General features: G+C 72.4%; 16 protein-coding genes. 7 read left to right on the top strand and 9 right to left on the bottom strand.

Annotated elements, in window-relative coordinates; all coding sequences use genetic code 11:
* The first annotated feature begins 71 nt into the window (after positions 1 to 71).
* Positions 72 to 2,150 (top strand): serine/threonine-protein kinase, encoded by a 2,079-nt coding sequence (locus ABD981_RS00085; protein WP_123954791.1) that lies wholly within the window; start codon positions 72 to 74, stop codon positions 2,148 to 2,150.
* Positions 2,151 to 2,311: 161 nt separating this feature from the next.
* Here ABD981_RS00085 and ABD981_RS00080 read toward each other — a convergent pair whose 3' ends face one another.
* On the bottom strand, positions 2,312 to 3,046 hold the full coding sequence (locus ABD981_RS00080) for a restriction endonuclease (protein ID WP_240495337.1): 735 nt from the start codon (positions 3,044 to 3,046) through the stop codon (positions 2,312 to 2,314).
* A 411-nt stretch (positions 3,047 to 3,457) separates the two neighbouring features.
* Positions 3,458 to 3,631 carry a CsbD family protein gene (locus tag ABD981_RS00075; protein WP_123954790.1) on the bottom strand — a complete coding sequence of 58 codons (174 nt, stop codon included), beginning with the start codon at positions 3,629 to 3,631 and terminating at the stop codon, positions 3,458 to 3,460.
* Positions 3,632 to 4,306: 675 nt separating this feature from the next.
* Here ABD981_RS00075 and ABD981_RS00070 point away from each other — a divergent pair.
* Positions 4,307 to 4,933, top strand: coding sequence for a maleylpyruvate isomerase family mycothiol-dependent enzyme (locus ABD981_RS00070; protein ID WP_046909667.1), 627 nt, complete (start codon positions 4,307 to 4,309; stop codon positions 4,931 to 4,933).
* 778 nt (positions 4,934 to 5,711) lie between these two features.
* Here the strand turns inward: ABD981_RS00070 and ABD981_RS00065 are convergent.
* Positions 5,712 to 6,251: a GNAT family N-acetyltransferase gene (locus ABD981_RS00065; RefSeq protein ID WP_240495336.1), complete on the bottom strand. Its 540-nt coding sequence runs from the start codon at positions 6,249 to 6,251 to the stop codon at positions 5,712 to 5,714.
* Positions 6,252 to 6,499: 248 nt separating this feature from the next.
* Here ABD981_RS00065 and ABD981_RS00060 point away from each other — a divergent pair, with 248 nt between their 5' ends.
* On the top strand, positions 6,500 to 7,219 hold the full coding sequence (locus ABD981_RS00060; RefSeq protein ID WP_046909666.1) for a hypothetical protein: 720 nt from the start codon (positions 6,500 to 6,502) through the stop codon (positions 7,217 to 7,219).
* Positions 7,220 to 7,270: 51 nt separating this feature from the next.
* On the opposite strand, the gene ABD981_RS00055 is transcribed toward ABD981_RS00060, so the two are convergent.
* Positions 7,271 to 7,876 carry a GOLPH3/VPS74 family protein gene (locus ABD981_RS00055; protein ID WP_046909665.1) on the bottom strand — a complete coding sequence of 202 codons (606 nt, stop codon included), beginning with the start codon at positions 7,874 to 7,876 and terminating at the stop codon, positions 7,271 to 7,273.
* Between the two features lie 164 nt (positions 7,877 to 8,040).
* On the opposite strand from ABD981_RS00055, the gene ABD981_RS00050 reads away from it, so the two are divergent.
* Positions 8,041 to 8,379 carry a hypothetical protein gene (locus ABD981_RS00050; RefSeq protein WP_131723909.1) on the top strand — a complete coding sequence of 113 codons (339 nt, stop codon included), beginning with the start codon at positions 8,041 to 8,043 and terminating at the stop codon, positions 8,377 to 8,379.
* Here the strand turns inward: ABD981_RS00050 and ABD981_RS00045 are convergent.
* The gene (locus tag ABD981_RS00045) at positions 8,355 to 11,300 is read right to left on the bottom strand and encodes an ATP-binding protein (protein WP_046909664.1); all 2,946 of its coding nucleotides are present in this window, start codon (positions 11,298 to 11,300) and stop codon (positions 8,355 to 8,357) included. The two genes, ABD981_RS00050 and ABD981_RS00045, sit on opposite strands and share 25 nt — an antisense overlap.
* Before the next feature lie 651 nt (positions 11,301 to 11,951).
* Between ABD981_RS00045 and ABD981_RS00040 the strand changes: the two genes are divergently transcribed.
* Entirely contained in the window at positions 11,952 to 13,559 is a 1,608-nt protein-coding gene (locus ABD981_RS00040) for a S8 family serine peptidase (protein WP_046909663.1), read from the top strand.
* A 637-nt stretch (positions 13,560 to 14,196) separates the two neighbouring features.
* Here ABD981_RS00040 and ABD981_RS00035 read toward each other — a convergent pair.
* The gene (locus ABD981_RS00035; protein ID WP_046909662.1) at positions 14,197 to 14,544 is read right to left on the bottom strand and encodes a PRC-barrel domain-containing protein; all 348 of its coding nucleotides are present in this window, start codon (positions 14,542 to 14,544) and stop codon (positions 14,197 to 14,199) included.
* 394 nt (positions 14,545 to 14,938) lie between these two features.
* Positions 14,939 to 16,351 carry an erythromycin esterase family protein gene (locus tag ABD981_RS00030; protein WP_123954789.1) on the bottom strand — a complete coding sequence of 471 codons (1,413 nt, stop codon included), beginning with the start codon at positions 16,349 to 16,351 and terminating at the stop codon, positions 14,939 to 14,941.
* Positions 16,352 to 17,300: 949 nt separating this feature from the next.
* On the opposite strand from ABD981_RS00030, the gene ABD981_RS00020 reads away from it, so the two are divergent.
* Complete coding sequence (locus tag ABD981_RS00020) at positions 17,301 to 17,807, top strand: MauE/DoxX family redox-associated membrane protein (protein WP_123954788.1); 507 nt, start codon at positions 17,301 to 17,303, stop codon at positions 17,805 to 17,807.
* Between the two features lie 117 nt (positions 17,808 to 17,924).
* Positions 17,925 to 18,659, top strand: a complete 735-nt coding sequence (locus ABD981_RS00015) for a DsbA family protein (RefSeq protein WP_046909661.1) — start codon at positions 17,925 to 17,927, stop codon at positions 18,657 to 18,659.
* 123 nt (positions 18,660 to 18,782) lie between these two features.
* Here ABD981_RS00015 and ABD981_RS00010 read toward each other — a convergent pair whose 3' ends face one another.
* Positions 18,783 to 20,387, bottom strand: a complete 1,605-nt coding sequence (locus tag ABD981_RS00010; protein ID WP_240495339.1) for an FMN-binding glutamate synthase family protein — start codon at positions 20,385 to 20,387, stop codon at positions 18,783 to 18,785.
* A gap of 728 nt (positions 20,388 to 21,115) precedes the next feature.
* The coding region (locus tag ABD981_RS00005) for a hypothetical protein (RefSeq protein ID WP_345527190.1) at positions 21,116 to 21,929 on the bottom strand (814 nt) is incomplete at its 5' end.

The following is a 21,929-nucleotide window of genomic DNA, read 5'->3' as shown; positions in this document are numbered from 1 at the left end:
GGTGTCGACCGCTTCTGGAAAGAGGTCATCTGCCCCGTCACCTCGGGCGAGTTGGGCTACCCTCCTTCCTCGTGGATCAGCTGACCGCAGAAGACCCGCCCTACATAGGCCCCTACCGCCTCATCGCCCGCTTAGGCGCCGGCGGAATGGGCCGGGTCTACCTCGCCCGCTCCGAGGGCGGGCGTACCGTCGCGGTCAAGGTCGTACAGACCGAGTTCGCCCAGCACGCTGAATTCCGGGCGCGGTTCGCGCGTGAGGTCACCGCGGCGAAGAGGGTCGGTGGGTCCTGGACCGCGGCCGTTCTCGACGCGGACACGGCGGCGGAGACGCCGTGGGTCGCGACCCAGTACGTCCCCGGACCCGACCTGCATGCCGTCGTAGCCGAGCAGCACGGGCCGTTGCCGGAGCAGTCGGTGCGGGTCCTGGCGAACCGGCTCGCGCTCGCCCTGCGGGCCATCCACGAGGCGGGCCTGGTTCACCGCGACCTCAAGCCGTCGAACGTCCTGGTCACCGTGGACGGCCCTCGGGTCATCGACTTCGGCATCGCCCGGGCGCTGGACAGCATCAGCGGGGACAGCCTGCAGACCCGCACGGGCATGGTGATCGGCTCGCCGGGCTTCATGTCGCCCGAGCAGGTGCGCGGCCTCCACGTCACCCCCGCCTCCGACGTGTTCTCCCTGGGTTCGGTCCTCGCCTACGCCGCCACCGGACGCCAGGCCTTCGGGGCGAACGGCCAAGGGCTGCACGCCCAATTGTTCCGGGTCGCGGAGGAGGAGCCGGATCTGGACGGCCTGCCCGGGGCGCTCCTCGGACTCGTACGCGAGTGTCTGCAGAAGGACCCGGCACAGCGCCCCACGCCGGAGCAGGTCGCCGCCCGCACCGCCACGGAAGGGGCCGGCGAATGGCTGCCGGGCGCGCTCCTCGGGCGGCTCGGGCGGCACGCGGCGCGGTTGCTGGACTTCGACCCGCTGCGGCCGCACACGGCCCTCGTGCCGAGCCAGGACCCCACTCCGTCCAGGCCTGCCGGTCCTGTGCCCGCGCCCCGCCCCGCGCAAGCCCCCGCCGCACCCGGGCCCGCGCAAGCCCCCGCCACACCTCGGCCCGCGCGAACGCCCCCCGAGCGTCATCCGGTGCAAGCACCCGCCGCGTCCCCGTCGGACACGCTCGCGTCCGCCCCCACGGCGGGGCCGGGATACGACGAAACGGCCCGCTCACACGACCCAGCGCAGGACCCTGACCGGCGGCGTCGCCCGGCCGTCGTGGCGGGGACGGCGGCCGCCGTCGTGCTCGTCACCGTCGGCGGCCTGCTGGCGCTCCGCCCGTGGCAGGCCGGGACGGGGACGCCACCGCCCCTGAGTGCACCGAAGGCCTTGCGGGGAAGCTGGGAGGCGTCCCTCTCCCTGAGGGACACGGACAACCTCCGCATCGAGGGAGTGCTGGCGCGCCTGCTCGTCGACGCCGGAGGCACTGCCGAGTACTCCTTGCTGAACGAGGAGCGGCTGTGCGTCTGGGAAAGCACCATCACCCAGTCCAAGAGCGACGCGATCGCGCTCGGCACGAGTCGGCTGAAGAGAGCGATCCCCACGTCCGAAGCGGAACGTTGCGAGGACAACGCCGGTGACTACGGCCCCTCCGCACCGGACGGTACGGGGGCGTTCGTAGCCATATGGAACGGTGCCTTCGAGTGGGAGCACGACCCGGGCTTCTACGACCACCAAAGCGACGGGACCACCTCCTACAACCCCCAGATGTTCGAGAAGGTACCGCCCGCCAAGGGCCCTCTGCCCGAGAACTTCCGGGGCTCGTGGGGCGGCCGGGGAGAAGACGGCACGTACCGCTTCGAAGTCACGATGGGCGAGGGGGCCGCGAAACGCGACATCCGTCTCGTGTCCACGAACGTGATGGGGGAGAGGTGCGTGTACAAGGCGGAGGTGTTCTCCCAAGAGCAGGCCCGGCTCCGCACCGCGCCCGCGGAGCTCGCCGACGGCAAGCAGCCGTCGGGCTGCGCCAAGAACACCTCCGCGCTGACGTTCTGGGTGAGCGAGGACAAGGGAAAGAGGAAGCTGTCGACCGGGCCGCTCCGCGGCGCCGACACACCCCTCTTCGAAGCCGGGCACTGGGTGGGTGAGCTGACCGCCACGGGCACCTGACGAGTGCGCCTGGGCCCCGAGGATCCGGTCTGGGCCCGAGGATCCGGCCGGGCGGTCTTCCACCTGAGCGACAAGGGCACCGGCAGTGCCCCCGGCTGCCACCCACTTCGGTGACGACCCGTCTGACCGGCTCCTGGTGTGCCTACCGCAGCCCCGCTGCCTCACCCGGCGGCTGCTGCCTCCTGCTCGGGTTCCGCTTCCGCTCGACTTTCGGTCTCCGGAGGGAGCGCGTCCCAGGGGGCCGGCGAGTCGGACGCGGTCCACGCGTCGAGAGCGGGCCCGTCCACGCAGAGGATTCCGCTCGACGCGGCGTAGTCGAGGGCCGGTTCGGTGAAGGTACTGGTTGTCACCAGGACCGCGACATCGGCCTCGTGCACGGTCCAGCAGGTGCCGCCGAAGCGCTGGAGGTCCGGCGAACCGACACGGTGGTCCGGCGCGTACCGCTTGCACTGGAGCACCACCCGCCGCCCGTCGGAGGTGGTCGCCAGCACGTCCGCGCCCAGATCACCGGCGCCTCCGACCACCTCCACGGATCCGCAGCCGTCGCGGGCGCAGAGCGCTGCGACTATGTGCTCGAACTCGTAGGGATCCGCCGCGGCGTGGTCCAGGGCATCCCCGTCCACGACGGGTGCCGCAGCAGGCGCGCCCCCTGCCGCCGGCTCGGGTATCTCGCCGCCGGGAGCCACTTCGACCGGCGCGTGACCCCGCTCCCGTACCCTCAGGGCCGGCCGCCGTCTCCCGCGCCGCGCAGGTGTGATGCTCCACCGTGCCATCGCCACCCCGACACCGAGCACCACGAGCAGCCCGATGAGCATGACGGGCGGGTGGCCGCCCGAGCCGAGCACCGTCCTGAGGAACAGCGCCGCCCCGCCGGCGACCGTTCCCGCGAGACCCACGGCGAGCACCATGTCACGCCCGACGGCCGTTCGGCCCTCCTCGGCCGTACCCCTCTCCCTGCCACCCCTCGCCGCCATGTGCGGCCCCCTTCCCCGGTTGGTGTGAGGTCTCCTCCGACGCACGCTCCGTCCCTGAGACCCCCGGGACGGGACCACGCTGTGTCGCGTGCAACGGCTGAGGAGCCACCTGACCGCGAAAGGGCTGCTCAAACGCTGTCCGGCATCACTGCCCGCGGGTCGCCCGGCCGGCTACCCGCTGCACCGCGGCGGTTCCCCCGCGGGACAGGCCCGCCCGCCCCCGCTTGCTGCTGCCGCACCCCGATGTCGCTTCGCCGGCTCCGGAGGAAGCCGGTGCACGCCGCTAGGCCCCGACCCGGGGGAGTGGTCGGGGCCCAGCGGCGTAGCGGGGGTTCAGCTCCGGAACGAGTCCTTGATGTCTTCCTTGGCGTGGCGGGCCTTGCCCTTGGCCTGGTCCATGCGGCCCTCGGCCGTCATGCGCTCGTTGCCGACCGCGCGGCCGACGGTCTCCTTGAGCTTGCCCTTGGCCTGCTCGGCGTGCGCCTTGTTCTTCTCCGTGCTCGACATGGGGACCTCCTCGTAGACGGAACCGGATTGGTCTTGAACCCCTCCTACTCGCCACTTCCCCTCCTAAACATCCCCGTCGCCATGACGCTGCTCCGAGGCTCCGAGGCTCCGGAGGCGGTTGGGTCTGGTGGGGCGACGGCAGTCCGTACCGAGTACGGACCGCTGCGACCGAGGGATCCCGCCCCTTCCTCACGGCTGTCGCGAAGGCACGACGTCCTTCGTTTGAAAGCGGTCGCGGCGGGCACGCGAGCCTAACGCCGCCGTCCGCGGGTCGCCCCCCAGGACCCCGGACAACGGCGATGCGGCGGGGCTGGGGCGTCGCCTGCGGCCCCCCATTCCGCAGGCGGCGCAGGGCCCAGGCGCGGGCCGGACGGAAACGCAGCCCCGCCGCGTCATCGCAGGTGTCCCCACGGCTCGGCTCCGAGCCCCCGAAGAAGTGACAGAAATCCGGAAGCGGGCTCGACGCCGAGCATCCCGCGCTTCATCGACGACGGGGTCGGCGACGGTCCGGATGCGGACGTGTCCGATCTCGTGATCGTGCGCCCCGTCGGTGCCGCGTCCGTGGCCGGGTGCCGCGCTGCGCTGGTGACGCCGTCCGCGTGGGACGACCGATGAGTCCGCGAGGCGTCCGGAGTCCTCTCTGAGAGGACCTTGTCACCCCACGAAGGAGAAGCCGTGACACAGGACGTCTGGCCGCTGGTGCACGCCGAGCGGGCCGCACTGGTCGAGGACCTGGCGGCGCTCGACGACGAGCAGTGGCTGAAGGAGTCCCTCTGTACGGGGTGGACCGTGCACGACGTCGCCGCCCACCTGGTCGACACCGCCCTCACGACACGCATCGGGTTCCTCCTCGGCCTCGCCCGGGCCCGCTTCGACTTCGACCGGCACAACGCCGTCGGCGTGGCACGCCGACGCGGCGAGGACCCACGAGAGACCCTGCGCAGGCTCCGCGGGGTCGCGACGCGGACGTCGACGCCTCCGGCGCCGCTCGACAGCCGTCTCGTCGAGGAGGTCGTCCACGGTGAGGACATCCGCAGGCCCCTGGGCCTCAGGCGTCGCTACCCCACCGCAGTCGTCACCAGAGCCCTGCTCCTGCAGACCCGGACCCCCGCGTCCTTCGGCGGCGCCAAGGAACTGGTGACCCGGGTCCGCCTGACGGCGACGGACACCGAGCTGGCGGTCGGCGCCGGCCCCGCAGTGACCGGCCCCGCCCTGTCCCTACTGCTTGCCGTTTCGGGGCGCCGGGTGGCCCTCGACGACCTCTCGGGGCCGGGCGTAGAGGCGCTGGTGAGGGAGCTCTGACGGCTCGCCGTTCCTATTCGGCCCGGCTGCTGAGGGGCCCATCGACGAGTTGGTACGTCGCGCTCCCCGGCCACCGCTGGGACTGGACGAAGGACAGCGGCGGGGGAGAACCGCGGCGCCGAGGAGCACGACGCCGGCCGGGATCACGTGCGCCCGCCACTGCATGGTTCGCCCGCCGGGCCCGTGGGGCGCGCCCTTGTCGGGCCGCGCCGCTGTCCGTCCGGTGGCATACCGGGCCCCGGCCCGCCTGAGTCGGCCCGCCCCATGGGGTCGGCCTCGCGTACCCCACTCGCCTGTCGCTGTGCTCGCCCGCGGTGCTGCCGTCGTACGTGCGGTTCGTGCGCGTAGGGGCCGGCATGGTCGGGCGGACGGGCGGGCCGGCCGAACCGGGCCGGTGCCGCCTTGCCTGCGGCGCTGCGTCCGCCGCCCTGGGAAGCGGCTCTGTGTCCGCTGTCGAGCCCGCCGAGTCGGTCGGCCGTGCGGTACGCAGGCGGGGCCGGCCGTGAGGTCAGGCTCAGGCGGCCGTCCGGCGTCGCGAGCGAGTCGGCACCGTGACAGCGCGGGTCGGCGTCGCGGCCCGCCCGTCCCGGGCGTCCCGTCCCGGCCCGCCCCTCCCGGCCCGCCCGTCGCGGCCCGCGGGCGGGAGCCCCCCCAGAGCGACCTTCGAGCTGCGCGGCGCCGAACTCGGAGACCCCTGCACAGGCCCGGCAGTCCGGTCTCCTGTCGAGGCGTATCGGTCGACGGGCCCAGCGCGTGGGTGTGACCGCCAGACCGTGCGTCAGCACGGCGCCGCGTAACACCGGACGTTCACCTTCTGCTCCGGGCTCCAGCGCTGTTCGACTGTTGCCAGCAAGCGCCAGCCGAGCCGCTCGTACAGGGCTGCCGCGGCGGTGTCCGAAGCCACCACATCGAGCACTGGATGCAAGCCGAGACGCCGTGCTTCCGCGACGGCTTGTCCCATCAGTAGCGCCCCGATTCCGTGCCCCCGGGCCCACGGGGCGACGAACAGCCGGTTGACCATGGCGGTCGCGTCGACACCCACCCCCGCCCGGGCGCTCCACAGCGCAGGTGCGGCGTCACCCACGTCGCTCCGCGACAGGCCGATGTGGTCGGTGACGCGGCCGTCGAGTTCTGCCACCCACGAGGCGATGAGCGAGGGCGGCGTGAGCCACGCCTTCGGGAGGTCGGGCCAGTTGACCGGATAGCCGTCGTGCTCATGCACCTCCCTCAGCACCCACACGCAGTCATCGAGGTCGCGATCATTCCGCTGCCGGACACTCGGGGGCAGGCACGGGCCGGAGACACTCTCGCTGTTCACCGCTGCATGCAAGCACGCCCGAAAGCCCACGACCAGCGACATGCTCGGCCTGGAGATCAACACCTACGGTGCGGGGCCCGAAGCGCCGGTCGGTCCGCGCGCGAGAGGACTGCGGCTCGTACCGAGGCCGCGTCCGAGCAACAGATGGTGACCGAGCGGGTCCTGAATGTCGCCGAATTCAAGGACCACCTGGAGCACCTGGCCAGAGTGCGGGGATGGCTGGTGGGCGGGACGGATATCGTCCCCGCATGACACAAGGGTTCGATCTTGTCGCGTCGCTCGCCAGAGGCGTGGGAGGCCGCAGTGGCGCTTGGGCCTTCATCCAGGGCTTCGCCGCTCACTGGGCCGGCGCGGCTCTGAAAGGCGGTGACGGATGGGCGGAAGCCGAACTCGACGCTGCCGAGGCGAGGCTGGGTCTCCACCTGCCGACGGGTTTGCGTGAGGCGTACGCGCTGTTCGGGCGTCGGCCGGATCTCCACAGCAACCACGATGTGCTGCTCGGCCCGGCGGAACTGTATGTCGATGACGCCAAGGAGGCCCTGGTCTTCCGGCACGAGAACCAGGGAGCCGCATCCTGGGGCATCCTCCTCGACGGCCTCCGGGACGACGATCCCGCGGTGTTCATCCGGCTCGACCTCGCCGACAAGAGCGCCGAGCGATGGGAGGGGTGGCTGGAACGTCTCTCCCTCTGCTTCGTCGAGATCGCTCTCTCCGAGTCCCTGCGGGCCGATGAAGAGCTCTGCGACTACCTCGACCCGCAGGATGACACCTTCGAGCTGCTGGAGACGAACTTCGTCCGGTTGCCGTTCCCCGCGTATCCCGTCGGCGAGCAGACCCGGTGGTTTCTGGGCCACGACTCACTTGTGCGCGATGACGACGGCGCCGCCGTCCTGGCCCGCGGGCGGACGGCAGAAGCCATCGCCCGCGTCCGCGACCTGATTCCGGGCGACTGGCTCAACGACTGGTGACGTCGCGGCCGAAGGCGACGACCGGTCAACCCCGGGCTCGTCCCTGGCTCCTCACGGCCCGCGCCAGAGGTTGGCGAAGGCCGAGTTCTCGATGGTCCGCCGCTGGCGTACGGCCTCCAGTTCCATGACCGCGTCGTGCGCGGCGGCGACCACGACCGTGGCCGCCTCCTCGTCGAGACCCGGCGCGGCGTCGGACGGGCCGCCGCCGATGCCGACGACCGAGGCGAGGGCCGTCAGGACGGGTTCCTTCCGCTCCCAGCGGTCGATCGCCCCGCGGCGCGCCGGCGTGTCGGCCGGCTCCATGCGTCGCGCACCGAACGACAGGCGGCCACTGCGCGCCGGGACCAGCTCGCCGTCCCCCTCCATCGCGGACTGGTAGGCGGCCGCGAGCCCCTCGCCGCGCCGCCACAGCCAGTCCTCGACGCGCTCGTACGGTGCCTCCTGGACGAGCCCCGCCGCCGCCTCGCCGAGCAGCATGTCATCGGGGGTCGACCGTGTACCGGGCACGATATGGACGCCGTCCAGGGTGACGTCCCCGGCGCCGAGGAGGTCGATCAGCTCGGCTCCCGCGAGCGCGAGAGACAGGTCACCCTGCCCGACGGCGGGTTCCTGCCCGGGGTCCATCGCGATGATGAACAGGTCTTTCGCCGTGGTCATGAACGGCTCCCCTCGGAGGCATCGACGAAGGCGCGCCCAGCAGTCTCTTCGGCGGTGGAGCCGTCGCGGCGGCGGGACGCTGCCTTGCCAGTATCGTCCCGGTCGGCCGCTCCGAGCAGTGTTTCGGCCGTGGCGCGATCACCGGATGATCGACCAGCCTGGTCATGCTCCCTGTGCAGGCCGGCGTACGAGCTCCGGGCCGACTCACGGCCGCTCCGCAGATCAAGCGCGGATCCGGCGACTCCGGCCACCCCGATCAGGCCGACGACCGATCGCGCGGGCAACCGATCAAGCCGACGACCGATCGAGCCGATGACCGATCAGGCGGGCAAGCGATCGAGCCGACCACCGATCACGCGGCGGGCGATCAAGCCGACACCGATCAGGCCGACACCGATCAAGCCGACACCGATCACGCGGGCGAGCGATCGACCCGACAACCGATCGACCCGACAACCGATCGAGCCGACAACCCCCGTCACCCCCGGCGCACAGCGCCGTGATCCCAGCCCGCTTCCGTCCCCTCCGGCAGAGCGATGTCGCTCCTCGACGCCGCGTTCTGCTTCCGCATGATGCGGGCCACGTGGTGCTCCACGGTGCGGGTGGACAGCACCAGGCTCTCGGCGATGTCACGGTTGGCGCGGCCCTGGACGACGAGGAGGGCCACCTCCTCCTCGCGTGGGGACAGGCGGTCGCCGTAGCCGAGGCGGCCCCGGCGGTGGGTGGTGACGATGGCGTGCCGGCGCAGCAGGCGTCGGCAGCGGGCGACGTCCCAGCGGGCGCCCAGTTCCCGGTACACCTCGACCACGTCCTGGACGTCCCGGGCCGCGGCCTCCCCGTGGAGGCGGAGCAGGCAGCGACCCCGGGCCTCCGCCGCGCGGGCGGCGTCGAGGGGGCGGCCGAGCGACCGCCACTGCGCCTCCGCGTCCGTCAGCAGGCGGACGGCCTCGCCCGACCGGTCCACGGCCTCCGCGAGCAGTGCCCTGCACACGGTCAGGGCGGCTGTCGCGGCGGGTGCGTCGGCGTTCGCGGAGCCGGTCGCGAAGTCGGCGACGAGGCGTCGGGCGCGCGCCGTACGGCCGTGGCGGTGGAGCGCCTCCACCGCCACGGGAAGCACCTCGCTCGCCCATACCCATCCCTCGGTACGGGCGAGCCGGCGCAGCACGTCCTCGACGGCCTCGCACGCCTGCCCGGGGCGCCCCGCCTCCAGGTGCAGGCGGGCGGTGGCGGCTGCCGACGAGGTGAGGACGAAGCCCGTGTCGTAACAGATGGTCCGGGCGGCCTCCGCGAGGTCGTGACGGGCCCGCGGGACGTCGCCGAGGACGTGGAGCGAGGCCAGTCCGCGTACGAGCGTCGCCTCCGCGGTCAGGTCGGGTATCTCCTGGTACAGCCGGGCGGTGTGGTCGGCGGCCGCGTGCAGGCCGTCCCAGCGGCCGCCGTGCCAGGAGAGGACCAGGCGGGCGGTCTGGGCGAGCCCTTCCAGATACGGGCTGCTGGAGTCGGCGAGCCCGGCGACGGCCCGGTCGAGGAAGTCCCGTGCCCGCGCGCCGTATCCGAGCGCGCTGGACGCGTGCGCCAGGTTGGTCCAGCCCCGCGCGTGGTGCGCGGCCGCCATCGCGGATTCGGCCGGCCCGAGCAGCGCCTCCGCGGCGCGCCAGGCGCGCGGGTCGCCGACGAGCATCAGGGCGGTGACCCGGTTGGCGGCGATGGCGGCCCGGGCGACCGGATCGGCGACCTGCTCCGCGAGCGCCTCGCCGCGGTCCAGCCAGTGCCGGTGCCGGGCGACGGGCCAGCCCTGGAGGGAGGGGATGGAGGCGACCGCCATGGCGCGTGCGGCGGTCTGCGGGTCGGACGCCTCCAGGTCGGGAATGGCGCGGGCGACCTCTTCGAGGCTGTCCAGCGCCCCTCCGGTCTGGTTGCGCAGGACCACGCTCAGGTGCAGGCGGATCTCGCCGCGCAGGCGCGGCGGCGGGTCGTCCTCGTCGAGGACCGTGCGCACGGCGGCGACCACCTGCTCGCCGGTCCGGGACAGTTGGGCGGTGCGGGCCAGTTTCGCGGCGGTGCGCACCCGCCCCTCGGCGCGCGGATCCTCGACGACCAGACGGGTGTACAGGCGGGTGGCGGTGGCGTAGTCGCCGGAGGCGGCCGCCCGGTCGGCGGCCACCAGCAGGCACCGCAGACCGTCACGGACCTGCCCGGCGGCCGTGTACAGCCGGGCGAGGTCCAGCAACGGCAGCGGGCCGTCCCCGGAGCGGTGCAGGACCCGGGCCGCGCGCACGCTGAGCCGTGCCGCCCGCGGCCCCGGCACCCGCTCCAGCGCGGCCCGCCGATCCAGCGGATGCCGGAAGGCGAGCGACGACCCGTCGGCCCGCAATACGGACCGGCGCACGCACGCCTCGACCGCCGCTCCGGCCAGATCGGGCGGGCACTCCGCCACCTCGGCGAGGACGTCGAGGGGAGCCGGCCGGTCGAGGACCGCGGCCGCTTCGACGATCCGCCGGGCGTCCGCCGTGAGGGGGGCGCACCGCCGGGCGAACTCCCTGACCACACGCCCGGGCACCCCCGCCTCCCGTACGGCGGTGAGCACCGCGAGCCCCCGGGCGCCGTCCGCCCCGCCGGCCGACAGCAGCTCTCCGGCGTCGTCGAGAAGCGCGTCGGCGGCTCCGGGCAGCCCGCCGGACAGCCCGTGGACGAGGTCTGCCAGTTCCGGTAGTTCGTCCGGTCCAATCCGCGGGTGCCCCGCTGCCCACAGGCGGACGAACCGTTCGGTCTGCTCCGCCGTCCAGGGCCGTACGCGGATCTCCTCGCATCGCCCTCCCGCCGGGACGCGGACGCCGAGGACCGGCAACCCGGGGGCGGCGTCCTCGGTGACGACCAACCGCAGTCCGGTGGGCATCGCGTCCGCCAGGCGGTCGAGGAGCCGGAGGGTCGCGGGGTCGGCGAGGTGGATCCGCTCCAGGACCAGCACGGTGTCACCGAGCGAGGCGAGCAGCGCGCCCACGGCACGGGGCACCAGTCCGCGTCGTGTCCCCGGGTCGGCGGCCGCCGTCGGCGGGTGCGGCAGCCGGTCGGCCAGCTCGGGCACGACGAGCCCCAGGACTCCGGCGACCGGCGGCAACCGGTCGGCCAGGCCCTGATGGTGGGGGAGTCGGGCCAGGGCCGAGGCGACGCCCTCCAGGGGTGCCGGGTCGGGACCGTCCGGGCACGTCCCCCGCAGCTGCGTCCACGCGGCGAACTCCGCCCCGTCGAGCACCTCGTCCACCAGACGCGAGGTCCCCGCCCCTGCCTCCCCCCGGACGACGACGACGCCGCGCCCCGCGCACAGGGCCGCCCGCAGCCGCCGCGCCTCCTCGGCCCGGCCGACGAACCCGGCGCCCTCAGCCCGCACTCCGCCGCCACGCGCCTCGAACGGACCTCTCTCCACGGCTCCGCCCTTCCCCGGCCACGCGCCCGGTAGCTCCGTCGAACGTCGTGGACGCACCCGCGGACCGGACTCCGCGCGCGGCCGCGCGAGCGACGCCGCCGTGTCCGTCGGGGCAGATGGGCCCACCGGCAGGTGGTCTACCCGTACCAGCGCCGCCGTCGCAATAGGGGGCGACTACCCAGGGAATTCCCCGGGCCCGGCACGGCCTCGCCCGGACGACAGAGCCTCGGCGACCCGCCCCACTCTTTGGGTAGCGCTACGGATTGCTGGCCTCCTCCCAGGTGACCGAAGCTCTGGGCGGTCCGGTCGCGCCGTCCCGTCCACCACGGTCCCCAGCCGAGGGAGCCACGGGGAGGCAGCACCCCACGCAGCCGTACGGCGTGACCGGATCCGTGCGCCGCGGAGCCCGCTCCGTACGCCACGCCACCCCGTCCCGTCGTCTCGGGCGCCGCCATCAGGGGCGCCCGTACGACCGCACTCGGCCGACGGGCCGTCACGATCCCGACCCGGATCGACGTCCCGGACGACCGGCGGCCCCTCCGGGCGCGCCCTCCCCACCCCTGACGGAGCGCGCCCGGAGACACCGGTGCGACGGATGCCGCCCTCCGGACCTCCCACCGGGTCCGGACACCTCCCACGAAGGAAGCACTCATGGAGTTCGACGCTCGCGCCCTCCGGCGCCTGCTCGCCATCAGTACCAGCGCCGCCCTGCTCGCCGCAGCCTCCGCGACCGCCGCGGCCGGCGCCGCACCCGCACCGCCGGGCGGCGGGGAAGGCCGCATCGTCGGCGCCGACCGGCCCGGCGCGGTCGAAGGCTCCTACATCGTCACCTTCAAGGGCTCGGTCGCCCCGGCCGACGTGCCCGCCGCCGCACGTGCCCTGACCAAACGGCACGCGGGCAGCCTGCGTTTCACCTACACCACCGCCCTGCGCGGCTTCGCCGTCCGGATGGCGGAGAGCGAGGCCCGGGAACTGGCCGCCGACCCCACGGTGGCCCGCGTGGAGGCCGACGGCGTGGCGTACGCCGTCGACACCCAGCCCTCGCCGCCCTCGTGGGGCCTGGACCGCGTCGACCAGCGCGACCTCCCCGTGGACAAGAGCTACACCTACGGGACCACCGCCTCCAACGTGAACGCGTACATCGTCGACACCGGCATCCGCATGAGCCACCGCGACTTCGGCAACCGCGCGGTCAGCGGCTACGACTTCATCGACAACGACGCCAACGCCTCCGACTGTCAGGGGCACGGCACCCACGTCGCGGGCACCGTCGGAGGCGCGTCCTACGGCGTGGCCAAGGGCGTCAAGCTGGTCGGCGTCCGCGTACTGAACTGCCAGGGCACCTCGGGCGACACGTGGGCCCCGGTCCTCGCGGGCATCGACTGGGTCACCAAGAACGCGGTCAAGCCGGCCGTGGCCAACATGAGCATCGGCGGCGGGAAGACCCAGTCGGTGAACGACGCCGTCGCCGCCTCCATAGCCTCCGGCGTCACCTGGGTCGTCGCGGCCGGCAACAACAACGCCGACTCGTGTTCCTACTCCCCGTCCTCCACCCCGGCGGCCATCACCGTCGGCGCCACCAACAGCCGTGACGCCCGGGCCACCGGCTGGTCCAACGGCCAGGGCTCCAACTACGGCTCCTGCCTGGACGTCTTCGCCCCCGGCGACAGCATCGTCTCCACCTCCAACTCCGGTGACACCGGCTCCCAGACGATGAGCGGCACCTCCATGGCGTCTCCCCACGTCGCGGGCGCGGCGGCCCTGATCCTCGCCGCCAACCCGACCTGGACCCCGGCCCAGGTCCGCGACAAGCTGGTCGCCGACGCCACGTCCGACAAGGTCACCGACGCCCGCACCGGCTCTCCCAACAAGCTGCTGTACACCGGCACCGGCGGCACCACCCCGCCGCCCACCGGCAAGAAGTTCGAGAACACCGACGACTACCAGATCCGCGACAACGCCACCGTCGACTCGCCCCTCACGGTCACCGGCGTCACCGGCAACGCCCCCTCGAACCTCGCCGTCGCCGTCGACGTCCGCCACACCTACCGCGGCGACGTGCGGCTGGAGCTGGTCGCCCCCGACGGCACCGCCTTCCTCCTCAAGGACTACGACTCCAACGACAGCGCCGACAACATCCAGGGCACCTTCACCGTCAACGCCTCCGGCGAGTCCGCCAACGGCACCTGGAAGCTGCGCGCCACCGACAACTGGACCAACGACACCGGCTACATCAACGCCTGGTCGCTCCAGTTCTGACCCCGCCGGCGCCTCCCTCCTGACGCGGATCCCGTGTCCAGGGACGGCCCCGCTCCCGGCGAACCCGGCCGGGAGCGGGGCCGCTCGCCGCACCATGCGATCAGCGCGCGGAGACGCGGACCGTGTAGCGGTCCCAGCGCCACCAGGGCGGACGCGTCTCCGGCATCGGCGATGCGCTGCCACAACGGTTCAGCGCCGTTCGCGTTCCACGGCGTGTCACGATGCGTGGCCGGCCCCCTCTAGCGGGAACGGTCCCCGGTCTCAGCCGCGTACTGGGCGAGTCGGATGGCACCGGCCGGCCGCATCCCAGCCCTCCTCACGCAGCAGCATCAGACGAGGCGGGACCTCCCCGTCACCGGCGTCAGCGGCGTGCGGGAACATGCGTTGCGCGGCCCCGTCGTCACCGTACGCCCCAGCACAGGGCGCCCACCTCCCTCAGCGCGGAGGGCACCCCCGCATCGGCGGCCCGCCGAGCGAAGCGTTCCGCACCCGCCCGGTCGCCCTCCGCCCACCGCCGCGACGCCATCTCGGGGCGCACTTCCACGCATCCGACCTCGGCCGACCGCTGCCAGAACCGTTCGCCCGTCGATGTCGCCGAACACCGTGGCCAGATCGCCGACCGGCCATCTGAGCGGGCTCAGTGGCCCGAACCGTAGTAGCCGCCGAGCTGGTCGCGATAGGCGGGGTCGCCCAGGTGCTTGTCCTTGTCGAACTCCGGCGAGTTCCTGATCTGCTCCTTGGTGAGCGAGACCAGGATCCGCCGCTCCTCGTTGTCGATGGCCGTCACGGTGCTGGCGGGCAGGAGAACTTCCTTGCCGAATATCCATACACCGGTGTCGACGACGACGTACTGGTTGCCGATCTCAGCGGAATACTTGTCGACCTTGCCGATGCGTCCGTCGGCGGCTTCGACGCTGTACCCCGTGAGGTCATCGTCCGGGCCGTGACCAGCGGTGGGAACGTAGCTCCACATGTTGTGGCTCATGCATGACTCCTTGGCGGGTATCCGTTGCAGGACGTGATGTCGCGCTTGAGACGTGTGCCCACCATCAGGCACTCCATTCGAAAGAGATGATCTGGCGGTGGCTGCCGCAGGAGGCGGATATCTGGGTGGCGTTTTGGGCGGGCGTTGGCGCCTCTATGCATTTGGTCAAGAGGAACGGGGGTGCGTCGACTCGGTGCCCCGTGGCCGCGTGTCGACGCTGCGGGCCGGAACATCGCCCGTCGGGGTACGGGTGCGCACTCCCCCTTCGCGGCCACGAGCCGGTGGGCTGGAAGGGCGGGCGGCAAGGGCGGGGGGAGTAGCGTGGGCGCGGCGGCGGGGCGGGACGTTGGTCCGGCCGCCCCCCGGGCTGCCGCCGCGCCGCGCGGGTCCGGTGTTACTTGAGCATGTGGGCCGCCTCCACCCGCTGGAGGTGGATCACGACGTCGTACGACTCCGAGAGTCGGATCTGCGGGGCGTCGGCGATCCCGGGGTAGGTGGCGCCGATGTTCTTGACGGTGTGCGGTGCGGCGAGCCAGGCGCGGGCCGCCGCGGGGGCGTTTCGCAGGTCCACTACGGAGTCGTGGTACCGCACCCGGTCCAGGGTGTGCTCGATGGTGCCGGGTGCGGCCGGTCCGACGGTGAAGCGGTGGACGGCGCCGTCTGCGCCGAAGGCGTTGAACGAGCCGTGGTCGAAGGTGAGGCCGACACTCAGGTAGCCGCTGCCCAGCCGCTCGCGCAGGAAGTCGCCTTGGACCCTCGGGTAGGCGCCGGGGATGTAGGTCTTGAGGGAGATGTGACCGTTGTGGGCGGCGAGCACGATCTTGTCTCCGGTCTGCCGCTGCCACCAGGCGACGTTCTGCGCCATGATCCGGTCGCGGTAGAGCATGATGTCGGGGACGGCCCGGGGGTCGTCCCAGTCGAAGGCGAACAGCGTGGTCATCTGGTGGATCGCGGTGGCGTGCTGGACAGCCCAGGCGTGCGCGTCGGCGTCGGGGCCCGTGCCGGAGCGCTGCTTCAGCAGGTCCACCGCCCGGCCGGTCCGCTCGGCGAGCTCCTTGCGTTCGGCCATGGGCTTCGACAGATAGTCGCTGACGTACGTCTCGGCATCGGTGGCGGGCCGCAGGCCCCGGTACAGCTCAGTGAGCTGCGGGGCGAGTTCGGGGCGGGCCGCGGCCGCGTAGGCGCTCACCTTGTCGTACAACTCCGCACCGGCGAAACCGCCGTCGTCGCCGACGAAGCGGACCGGGTCGTTGGGGTGCTTGACGTTGTACGCGCGCATCCACTGGAGCAGGTCGCGGTACTCGGCGTTGTTCCACCACCGGTAAGTGCCCTGGAACTCCTCGTCCATGATCTGCTTCAAGTCACCCTCACCGCGCACGAGGTAGGCGTCGAGCCGCAGTCCGGTGCTCCACGGCGCTTCGAGGGCGAAGGCCCGGAAGCCCTTCTCCTCCACCAGGTACCGCAAGACCCGGTGCTTGACGGTGAAAAACTCGTGCGAGCTGTGGGAAGCCTCGCCCAGGCCCACCACCCGGGCGTCGCCGACCATCCGACCGAACGGGCGCAGGTCGGCCAGAGGACCGCCGGGCTCGGTGGTCCGCAGCGGGTGAGCCACCCGGCCCAGGGCCGCCTCGGGTGAACGGAACGCGGTGGCCGGGGCCCCGTTCAGACTGGCAGATGCGGAGGAGGCGGCGAAGGCCGATACGGCGGCCGGGGCGGGCGGGGTGGCGGCGGAGCCGGCCGGGGCGAAGGCCAGGGTGGCACCGAGCGGGACGAGCAGGGCGGCGAGCAGGACTTTGTGCGTGTTCATGGACCCACTTTCGCCGCGCGGGAGTACCTCGAACCATCCGGTGCGCCCTCGGCCGGCCCGGGAGTCAGCTACACCATCGGTGCGATCAACGGCTTGACGTCCCGCTACCACAGCAGGCGACGGTACGTGTCGAAGTCGCAGCCCCGGTCGGCATACAGGCGCCGGGGCGTGCGGCGGGGACGCCCGCGCGGACTCCGGCTCGACGGGACAGCCTGGAGCAGCGGCAGAAGCCGGGGCACGTGGTGCCGGTCGCCGTCGGCGAGTGCCGCTCGGTCAGGAACAGGCAGTCGGCCGGGACAGCGATGGCGCGCGTCCGGGCACGGACCCGCGAGGGCTGCGGCTCGCCGTTTCTCAGGCGCGCTCGGCGGCAAGGAGGTGCGGCTGCCCGACGGAATCCTCCATGCCGCACTCGCGCTCCCGGAGACGTGCCCCGACGCGCCGCAGCAGGCGCCATAAGTTCGGTTTATGGACCCATCTCCCCACATCCCCTGCCGTCGCGCGGCGAACTGGGCTGAGATGCAGGGAAGCGGGAGCGTCCGCTGACAGCCGCTCCCCGGGCAGCGTGTCTTTCCGCACGGGGCCGGCGGTGCTGGGGCCGCGTGACGGTGGCCGCTGCGAGGGGGCGGCTGCGGGACCGTCGTCTGCGACGACCTGTCACATCGCGGCGGGTCGGGCGCGGGACTTCGCCGGAACGTGCCTCATGGCCGCTGTCGCCGGCTGGACACAGGCCGGCGTGTTCTGCCGCAGGTGTGGTCGCCGGGTCATGGCGGAAGGCGTCCGCGCCGCAGCCAGCGGCGCACTCACCGCCCGCGTTCGAGGGCACGGCAGCCCGCGTCGATCCCGCGCACGCGCGGCGTACGAGCCTGCCGGTACCCGTGCTCGCGGCGGTCCCGCTCCCCGGGATCGCCGGGGGCCCTGTCCAGCCGAGAGAAATGACGAGGGACGAGAGATGGGAACGTCGACCACTGGGCGCCCACCGGGCCCGGAAGGCACGAGCGAAGACGGAGGGGGCCGCTGCCTGACGGCAGGTGCGGCCCGGCTCGTGCTGGCCGTCGTGTGGTGCTGGGCCGGTTGGGCGAAGGTCCAGCAGCCGGAGCAGTCCGTCCAGGCGGTCCGCGCGTACCGGGTACTGCCCGAGTCCTGGGTGACCCCGGTCGGTCATGGCCTGCCGGTGCTGGAGCTCGGCATCGCGATGCTTCTGCTGCTGGGCCTACGCGTCCGTTTCGCCGCCCTGCTGTCCACCGTCCTCCTGGTGGTGTTCGCCGGCGCCGTCGTCCATGCCAGGCAACGCGGCTTGGCGATCGACTGCGGGTGCTTCGGCGGCGGCGGTGAAATCGACCCCGCCGACACCCAGTACAGCAAGGAGATCCTCCGGGATCTCGCCCTGATCTGTCCGGGCGTGTGGCTCATGTGCCGGCCACGGAGCCGGTACGCCCTCGACAACGTGGTCGCCTGACCCGGACCTCGCAACCGCGGGCACGCACAGCGTTCCGTGCCCCCAGCAAGCCGTACGTGAGAGGTACCCATGCCCTTCCGCCCCGCACCCCTCCGGCCGCGCGACGCACGTGAGCGTATGCGCCACGAACGCCGCCGCGACGAAATCCGCAAGCGGCGCGTCCGACGCGCCGCCATCACCGGTGGCATCGCCCTGGCGCTGGCCGGCAACGTCGTACTCACCGTCATGGTGCGGGCGAACCGCGCGTCCGACGACCGGCCCGTCGTCACTCCCGCGGGAGTGACCGACCAGGCCGGCCTCGTCATCTCCGTGGGCCGGGCCGACGCCCCCGCGGTCATGACGATCTACGAGGACCTTCGCTGCCCGGGATGCGCGCGGATCGAACGCACGCTCCACGAGACGATCAACAGGTTGGAGGACGCGGGCAAGCTCCGTGTCGATTACCACATCCTGTCCTTCGTCGACCGCATAGTGCCGGGCGAGGGTTCCAGGCGCGCGGCCAACGCCCTGGCCGCCGCCCAGGACGCGGGACGGTTCCGCGCCTACCACGATGTGCTGTACGCGCATCCTCCCGTCGCCGAAGACGTCGACACCTTCGGCGACAAGGACCTGCTCCTCAAGCTCGCGCAGAAGGTGGGGCTCAGCGGCGAGAGGTTCACCGCCGCGGTCCGGGAGGGAACCCATGACACCTGGGTCGCCGAGGTTCAGAGGGCATTCGACCAGCAGGACGAAATCCAGGGCACACCGGCCCTCCTCTTCAAAGGCCATGACCTCCTGAAAGACCCGGAATCCCTGTCCCCGGAGCGGCTGACCACCCTGGTCGAGCAGGAAGTGACGGCCCACGGCACGTGACCGCCGCCCACCGCTTCTCGTAGAGGAGCCGGCGGGCGGCGGTCCCCTGCCGCGGGCCACCGCCTGCCGGTCGCTACGCGCTGGGCGGCGGTCATCTGCCGTGGGCCACGCCCTTCCCGTCCGCTACGTGAAGAGATCGGGGTTGGCGGCGTCCCAGTCGGCCTGCCAGGACCACGGAGGCCCGTTCAAGAGCTGCTTGTCCTCGAGCCACTCGTAGAGCTCGGCGTACGATCGGATCTCTCCGCCCGGGCCGACGCGCCGGTGGAGCATCCGCGGGCGCAGCTGCCAGGGGTCGGTGAGTCCCATCGACGCGATGAGCTGCTGGGCGCTGTGTACGGTGGCGGCCTGGTAGCGGCGGACGCGTTCGGCCTTGTCGTCGACATCCAGCGCGCGGGTCCGTCGGGGGTCCTGGGTGGCGACGCCTACCGGGCAGGCGTTGGTGTGGCAGGCCTGTGCCTGGATGCAGCCGAGGGCGAACATCATGGAACGGGCCGCGTTGGTGAAGTCCGCGCCCTGCGCGAGGCGGCGGACGATGTCCGCGCCCGTCGCGATCTTGCCGCTCGCACCGACGCGTACCCAGTCGCGCAGGCCGACGCCGACCAGCGCGTTGTGTACGGTCATCAGCCCTTCGGTGAGCGGCATCCCTACGTGGTCGGCGAATTCCAATGGGGCGGCGCCGGTGCCGCCCTCGGCGCCGTCCACGACGATGAAGTCGGGGCTCACGCCTTCGGCGAGCATCGCCTTGCACAGCGCCAGGACCTGTACGCGGTCGCCCACGCAGAACTTGATGCCGACGGGTTTGCCGTCGGCCAGCTCGCGCAGCCGGGCGACGAACCTGACCAGCGCGCGCGGAGTCGAACACTGGCGGTGGTGCGGCGGTGACAGGACGGTCCGGCCCTGGCGGACACCGCGGATGCCGGCGATCTCCGCGTCGACCTTGCTGCCGGGCAGCATGCCGCCGATGCCGGGTTTGGCTCCCTGGGAGAGCTTGAGCAGAACGGCCTTGACGCTGGGAAGCGCCGCGTTGGCCGCGAAGGCCACGGGATCGAAGTCTCCCTCGGGGGTCCGGCAGCCGAAGTAGCCGGTGCCGATCTCCCATATCAGGTCCCCGCCGTGGCGCAGATGGTATTCGGAGATGCCTCCCTCGCCCGTGTCATGGGCGAACCCGCCCCGCCGGGCCCCCTTGTTCAGCGCGAGTACGGCGTTGGAGGACAAGGAGCCGAAGCTCATGGCCGATATGTTGAGCAGCGGCATGTCGTAAGGCTGGGGGCAGTGCGGTCCGCCGACACGGACGGTGGGCGGCGTCGCGGAAACCTTCCGGGGCGCCATGGACGGCACGAGGAACTCGTGGCCGTCGCCGTACACGTCCCGGTCGGTGCCGAAGGCCAGCTTCGCCTCCAGGCCCTTGGCGCGCTGGTACACCGCGTCGCGCACGTCCCGGTCATAGGGGCGGCCGTCGAAGTCGCGCTCGATGAAGTACTGCTGGATCTCCGGCCGGATGCGCTCCAGGAGGAAGCGGGCTCGACCGAGCAGCGGATAGTTGCGCAAGATCGCGTGCCGACGCTGGAACACGTCGTACGTCCCGAGAGCGGTCGCACACAGCGCAGGCGCGGCGAGCAGCCACCATCGTGGAGAGTGCCACCAGATGAGCGTTGCGCCGAGAACGGTGAGGGCCACGGCCACGAGCAGAGCGGAATGGCGGGCCGCCAGGAGGGGTTTCTTCACGATGAGACTCGGATTCGGTAGGTCAGAGGAACCTGTCATGGGGACGGGCCCTGGGGGAGAGTCGCTGTTTCGGGACTCACGGTGCGCACCCGGCGGTACGGCGAACGGCGCCCGGGAAATCTGCGTGCGGAGCCAGTACTCGGTCCGACGAGCATTCCGAGAAACGGTTCTTACGAATGCCGGGAGATTCACGGGAGACGACTCCACCGTCGCCCGCACGGACGACGACAGCTAGAGGGCGCCGCGCTATGGGCTCATAAGCGTTCTCTATGCCCACCGCCTCACCGGGATCGGTGTCCTGCGGCCGGTACGGGGCCGGGCTGCCGATGCCGTGGCGGGTGTCATCGTGCTGGGGGTGCTGGAGAGTCAGAGACCGGGTCGGAATGCGAAACCCACGGCCCGTCACGACGGACGAGCGTGACGACCTGACGCACACCTCGGCGTCCCGCCGCCGGCCGTGCACGGGCTCGTTACGGCCGGGTCATGAGGTCGAGGACGATCCAGCCCTCCTTGGTCGCCTTGCGCCACGGGTACTCGACACACCATGCGGTCCACCTCGGGGAAGTCCTCGGCGACGGTGCGCGCGGGGAAGGGCCTGCACCTCCCCTTGTCCGCGTACGTGTGGGCAGGTGCCGTCCGGTTTGCGGAACTGGTGGGCCTGCCAGGCGAGGGTGCCGGCGAGCTTCTCGCCGGGCGGGTCGGCAGGTACTGGTTGCTGAAGAAGGACCCGATCATGCCGCCCGCGAGCGCCATGGCCAGCAGCACGCCGACGGCGGTGAAGCGTTCCTGCGGCGCCCGTTCTCCGGCGCGCGCAGCCGCTTGAGAAGCGGCACGAGCCGCTGCGCGGCGAGCACGCAGGCGAGCACGGTGAGGGCGGTCAGGGTCACCTGGATCTGGATCATGGTGCGCGGGAACAGCTGCACCTGCTGGTCGGACTCCATGTGCCCGGCGAGCCAGAAGCGGATGAGCCAGGCGCTGCCGAAGCAGGCGAGCGGGGCGGCGACGACGGCCTTGCGCAGGCCGAGGGCGACGGCGAAGCCGAGGCCGATCAGCACGATCACGGCGTACGTGTGCAGCCCGGAGAACTCGCCGAAGCCCGGGTACTCGCCGGGCTCGTCCCAGGCGCGGCTGCTGAGCGGAGTGGTCCCGATGTACGCGGGCTCGGTGAGCGTGTACCCGGAGCACCACTGGTCCCGCGTGCTGGTCGCCCCCAGCAGCACCCGCAGGTGGACCCCGGCGACGAGCAGGAAGCCGCCGAGCGAGCTGCCGAGGAAGAGGAGCCCGCGCAGTCGCCCGGTAGTCCACGGGTGGAAGAAGAGGACGGCGACGACGACGCCGGGCAGCGACCACAGGTGCCACCCGGAGTACATGAGGAAGAGCAGCCCGAAGAGCACCCCGAGGGAGCCACCCCTCAGCACCGTCCCCCGCGCACTGAACCGCGGCGAGGCACGCAGCCACAGCAGCAGCTTCGCGATGAGCGGCAGCAGGAGAACCAGCACGAAGGGGCTGTACGGCTTGTGCGGGAGCGTCTGCTGGAGGGCGGGC

The sequence above is a fragment of the Streptomyces showdoensis genome, assembly GCF_039535475.1.
Taxonomy (GTDB): Bacteria; Actinomycetota; Actinomycetes; order Streptomycetales; family Streptomycetaceae; genus Streptomyces; species Streptomyces showdoensis.
The sequence above is the reverse complement of the archived record's forward strand: the minus strand, read 5'-3'. Positions and strand labels throughout refer to the sequence as shown.

Excerpts from the sequence above, each read along its gene's own strand:
- ABD981_RS00015 (WP_046909661.1), top strand. The coding sequence starts at position 17,925 with ATGCGCCACGAACGCCGCCGCGACGAAATCCGCAAGCGGCGCGTCCGA.
- ABD981_RS00035 (WP_046909662.1), bottom strand. The coding sequence starts at position 14,544 with ATGAGCCACAACATGTGGAGCTACGTTCCCACCGCTGGTCACGGCCCG.
- ABD981_RS00020 (WP_123954788.1), top strand. The coding sequence starts at position 17,301 with ATGGGAACGTCGACCACTGGGCGCCCACCGGGCCCGGAAGGCACGAGC.
- ABD981_RS00075 (WP_123954790.1), bottom strand. The coding sequence starts at position 3,631 with ATGTCGAGCACGGAGAAGAACAAGGCGCACGCCGAGCAGGCCAAGGGC.
- ABD981_RS00060 (WP_046909666.1), top strand. The coding sequence starts at position 6,500 with ATGACACAAGGGTTCGATCTTGTCGCGTCGCTCGCCAGAGGCGTGGGA.
- ABD981_RS00050 (WP_131723909.1), top strand. The coding sequence starts at position 8,041 with ATGCTCCCTGTGCAGGCCGGCGTACGAGCTCCGGGCCGACTCACGGCC.
- ABD981_RS00055 (WP_046909665.1), bottom strand. The coding sequence starts at position 7,876 with ATGACCACGGCGAAAGACCTGTTCATCATCGCGATGGACCCCGGGCAG.
- ABD981_RS00030 (WP_123954789.1), bottom strand. The coding sequence starts at position 16,351 with ATGAACACGCACAAAGTCCTGCTCGCCGCCCTGCTCGTCCCGCTCGGT.
- ABD981_RS00040 (WP_046909663.1), top strand. The coding sequence starts at position 11,952 with ATGGAGTTCGACGCTCGCGCCCTCCGGCGCCTGCTCGCCATCAGTACC.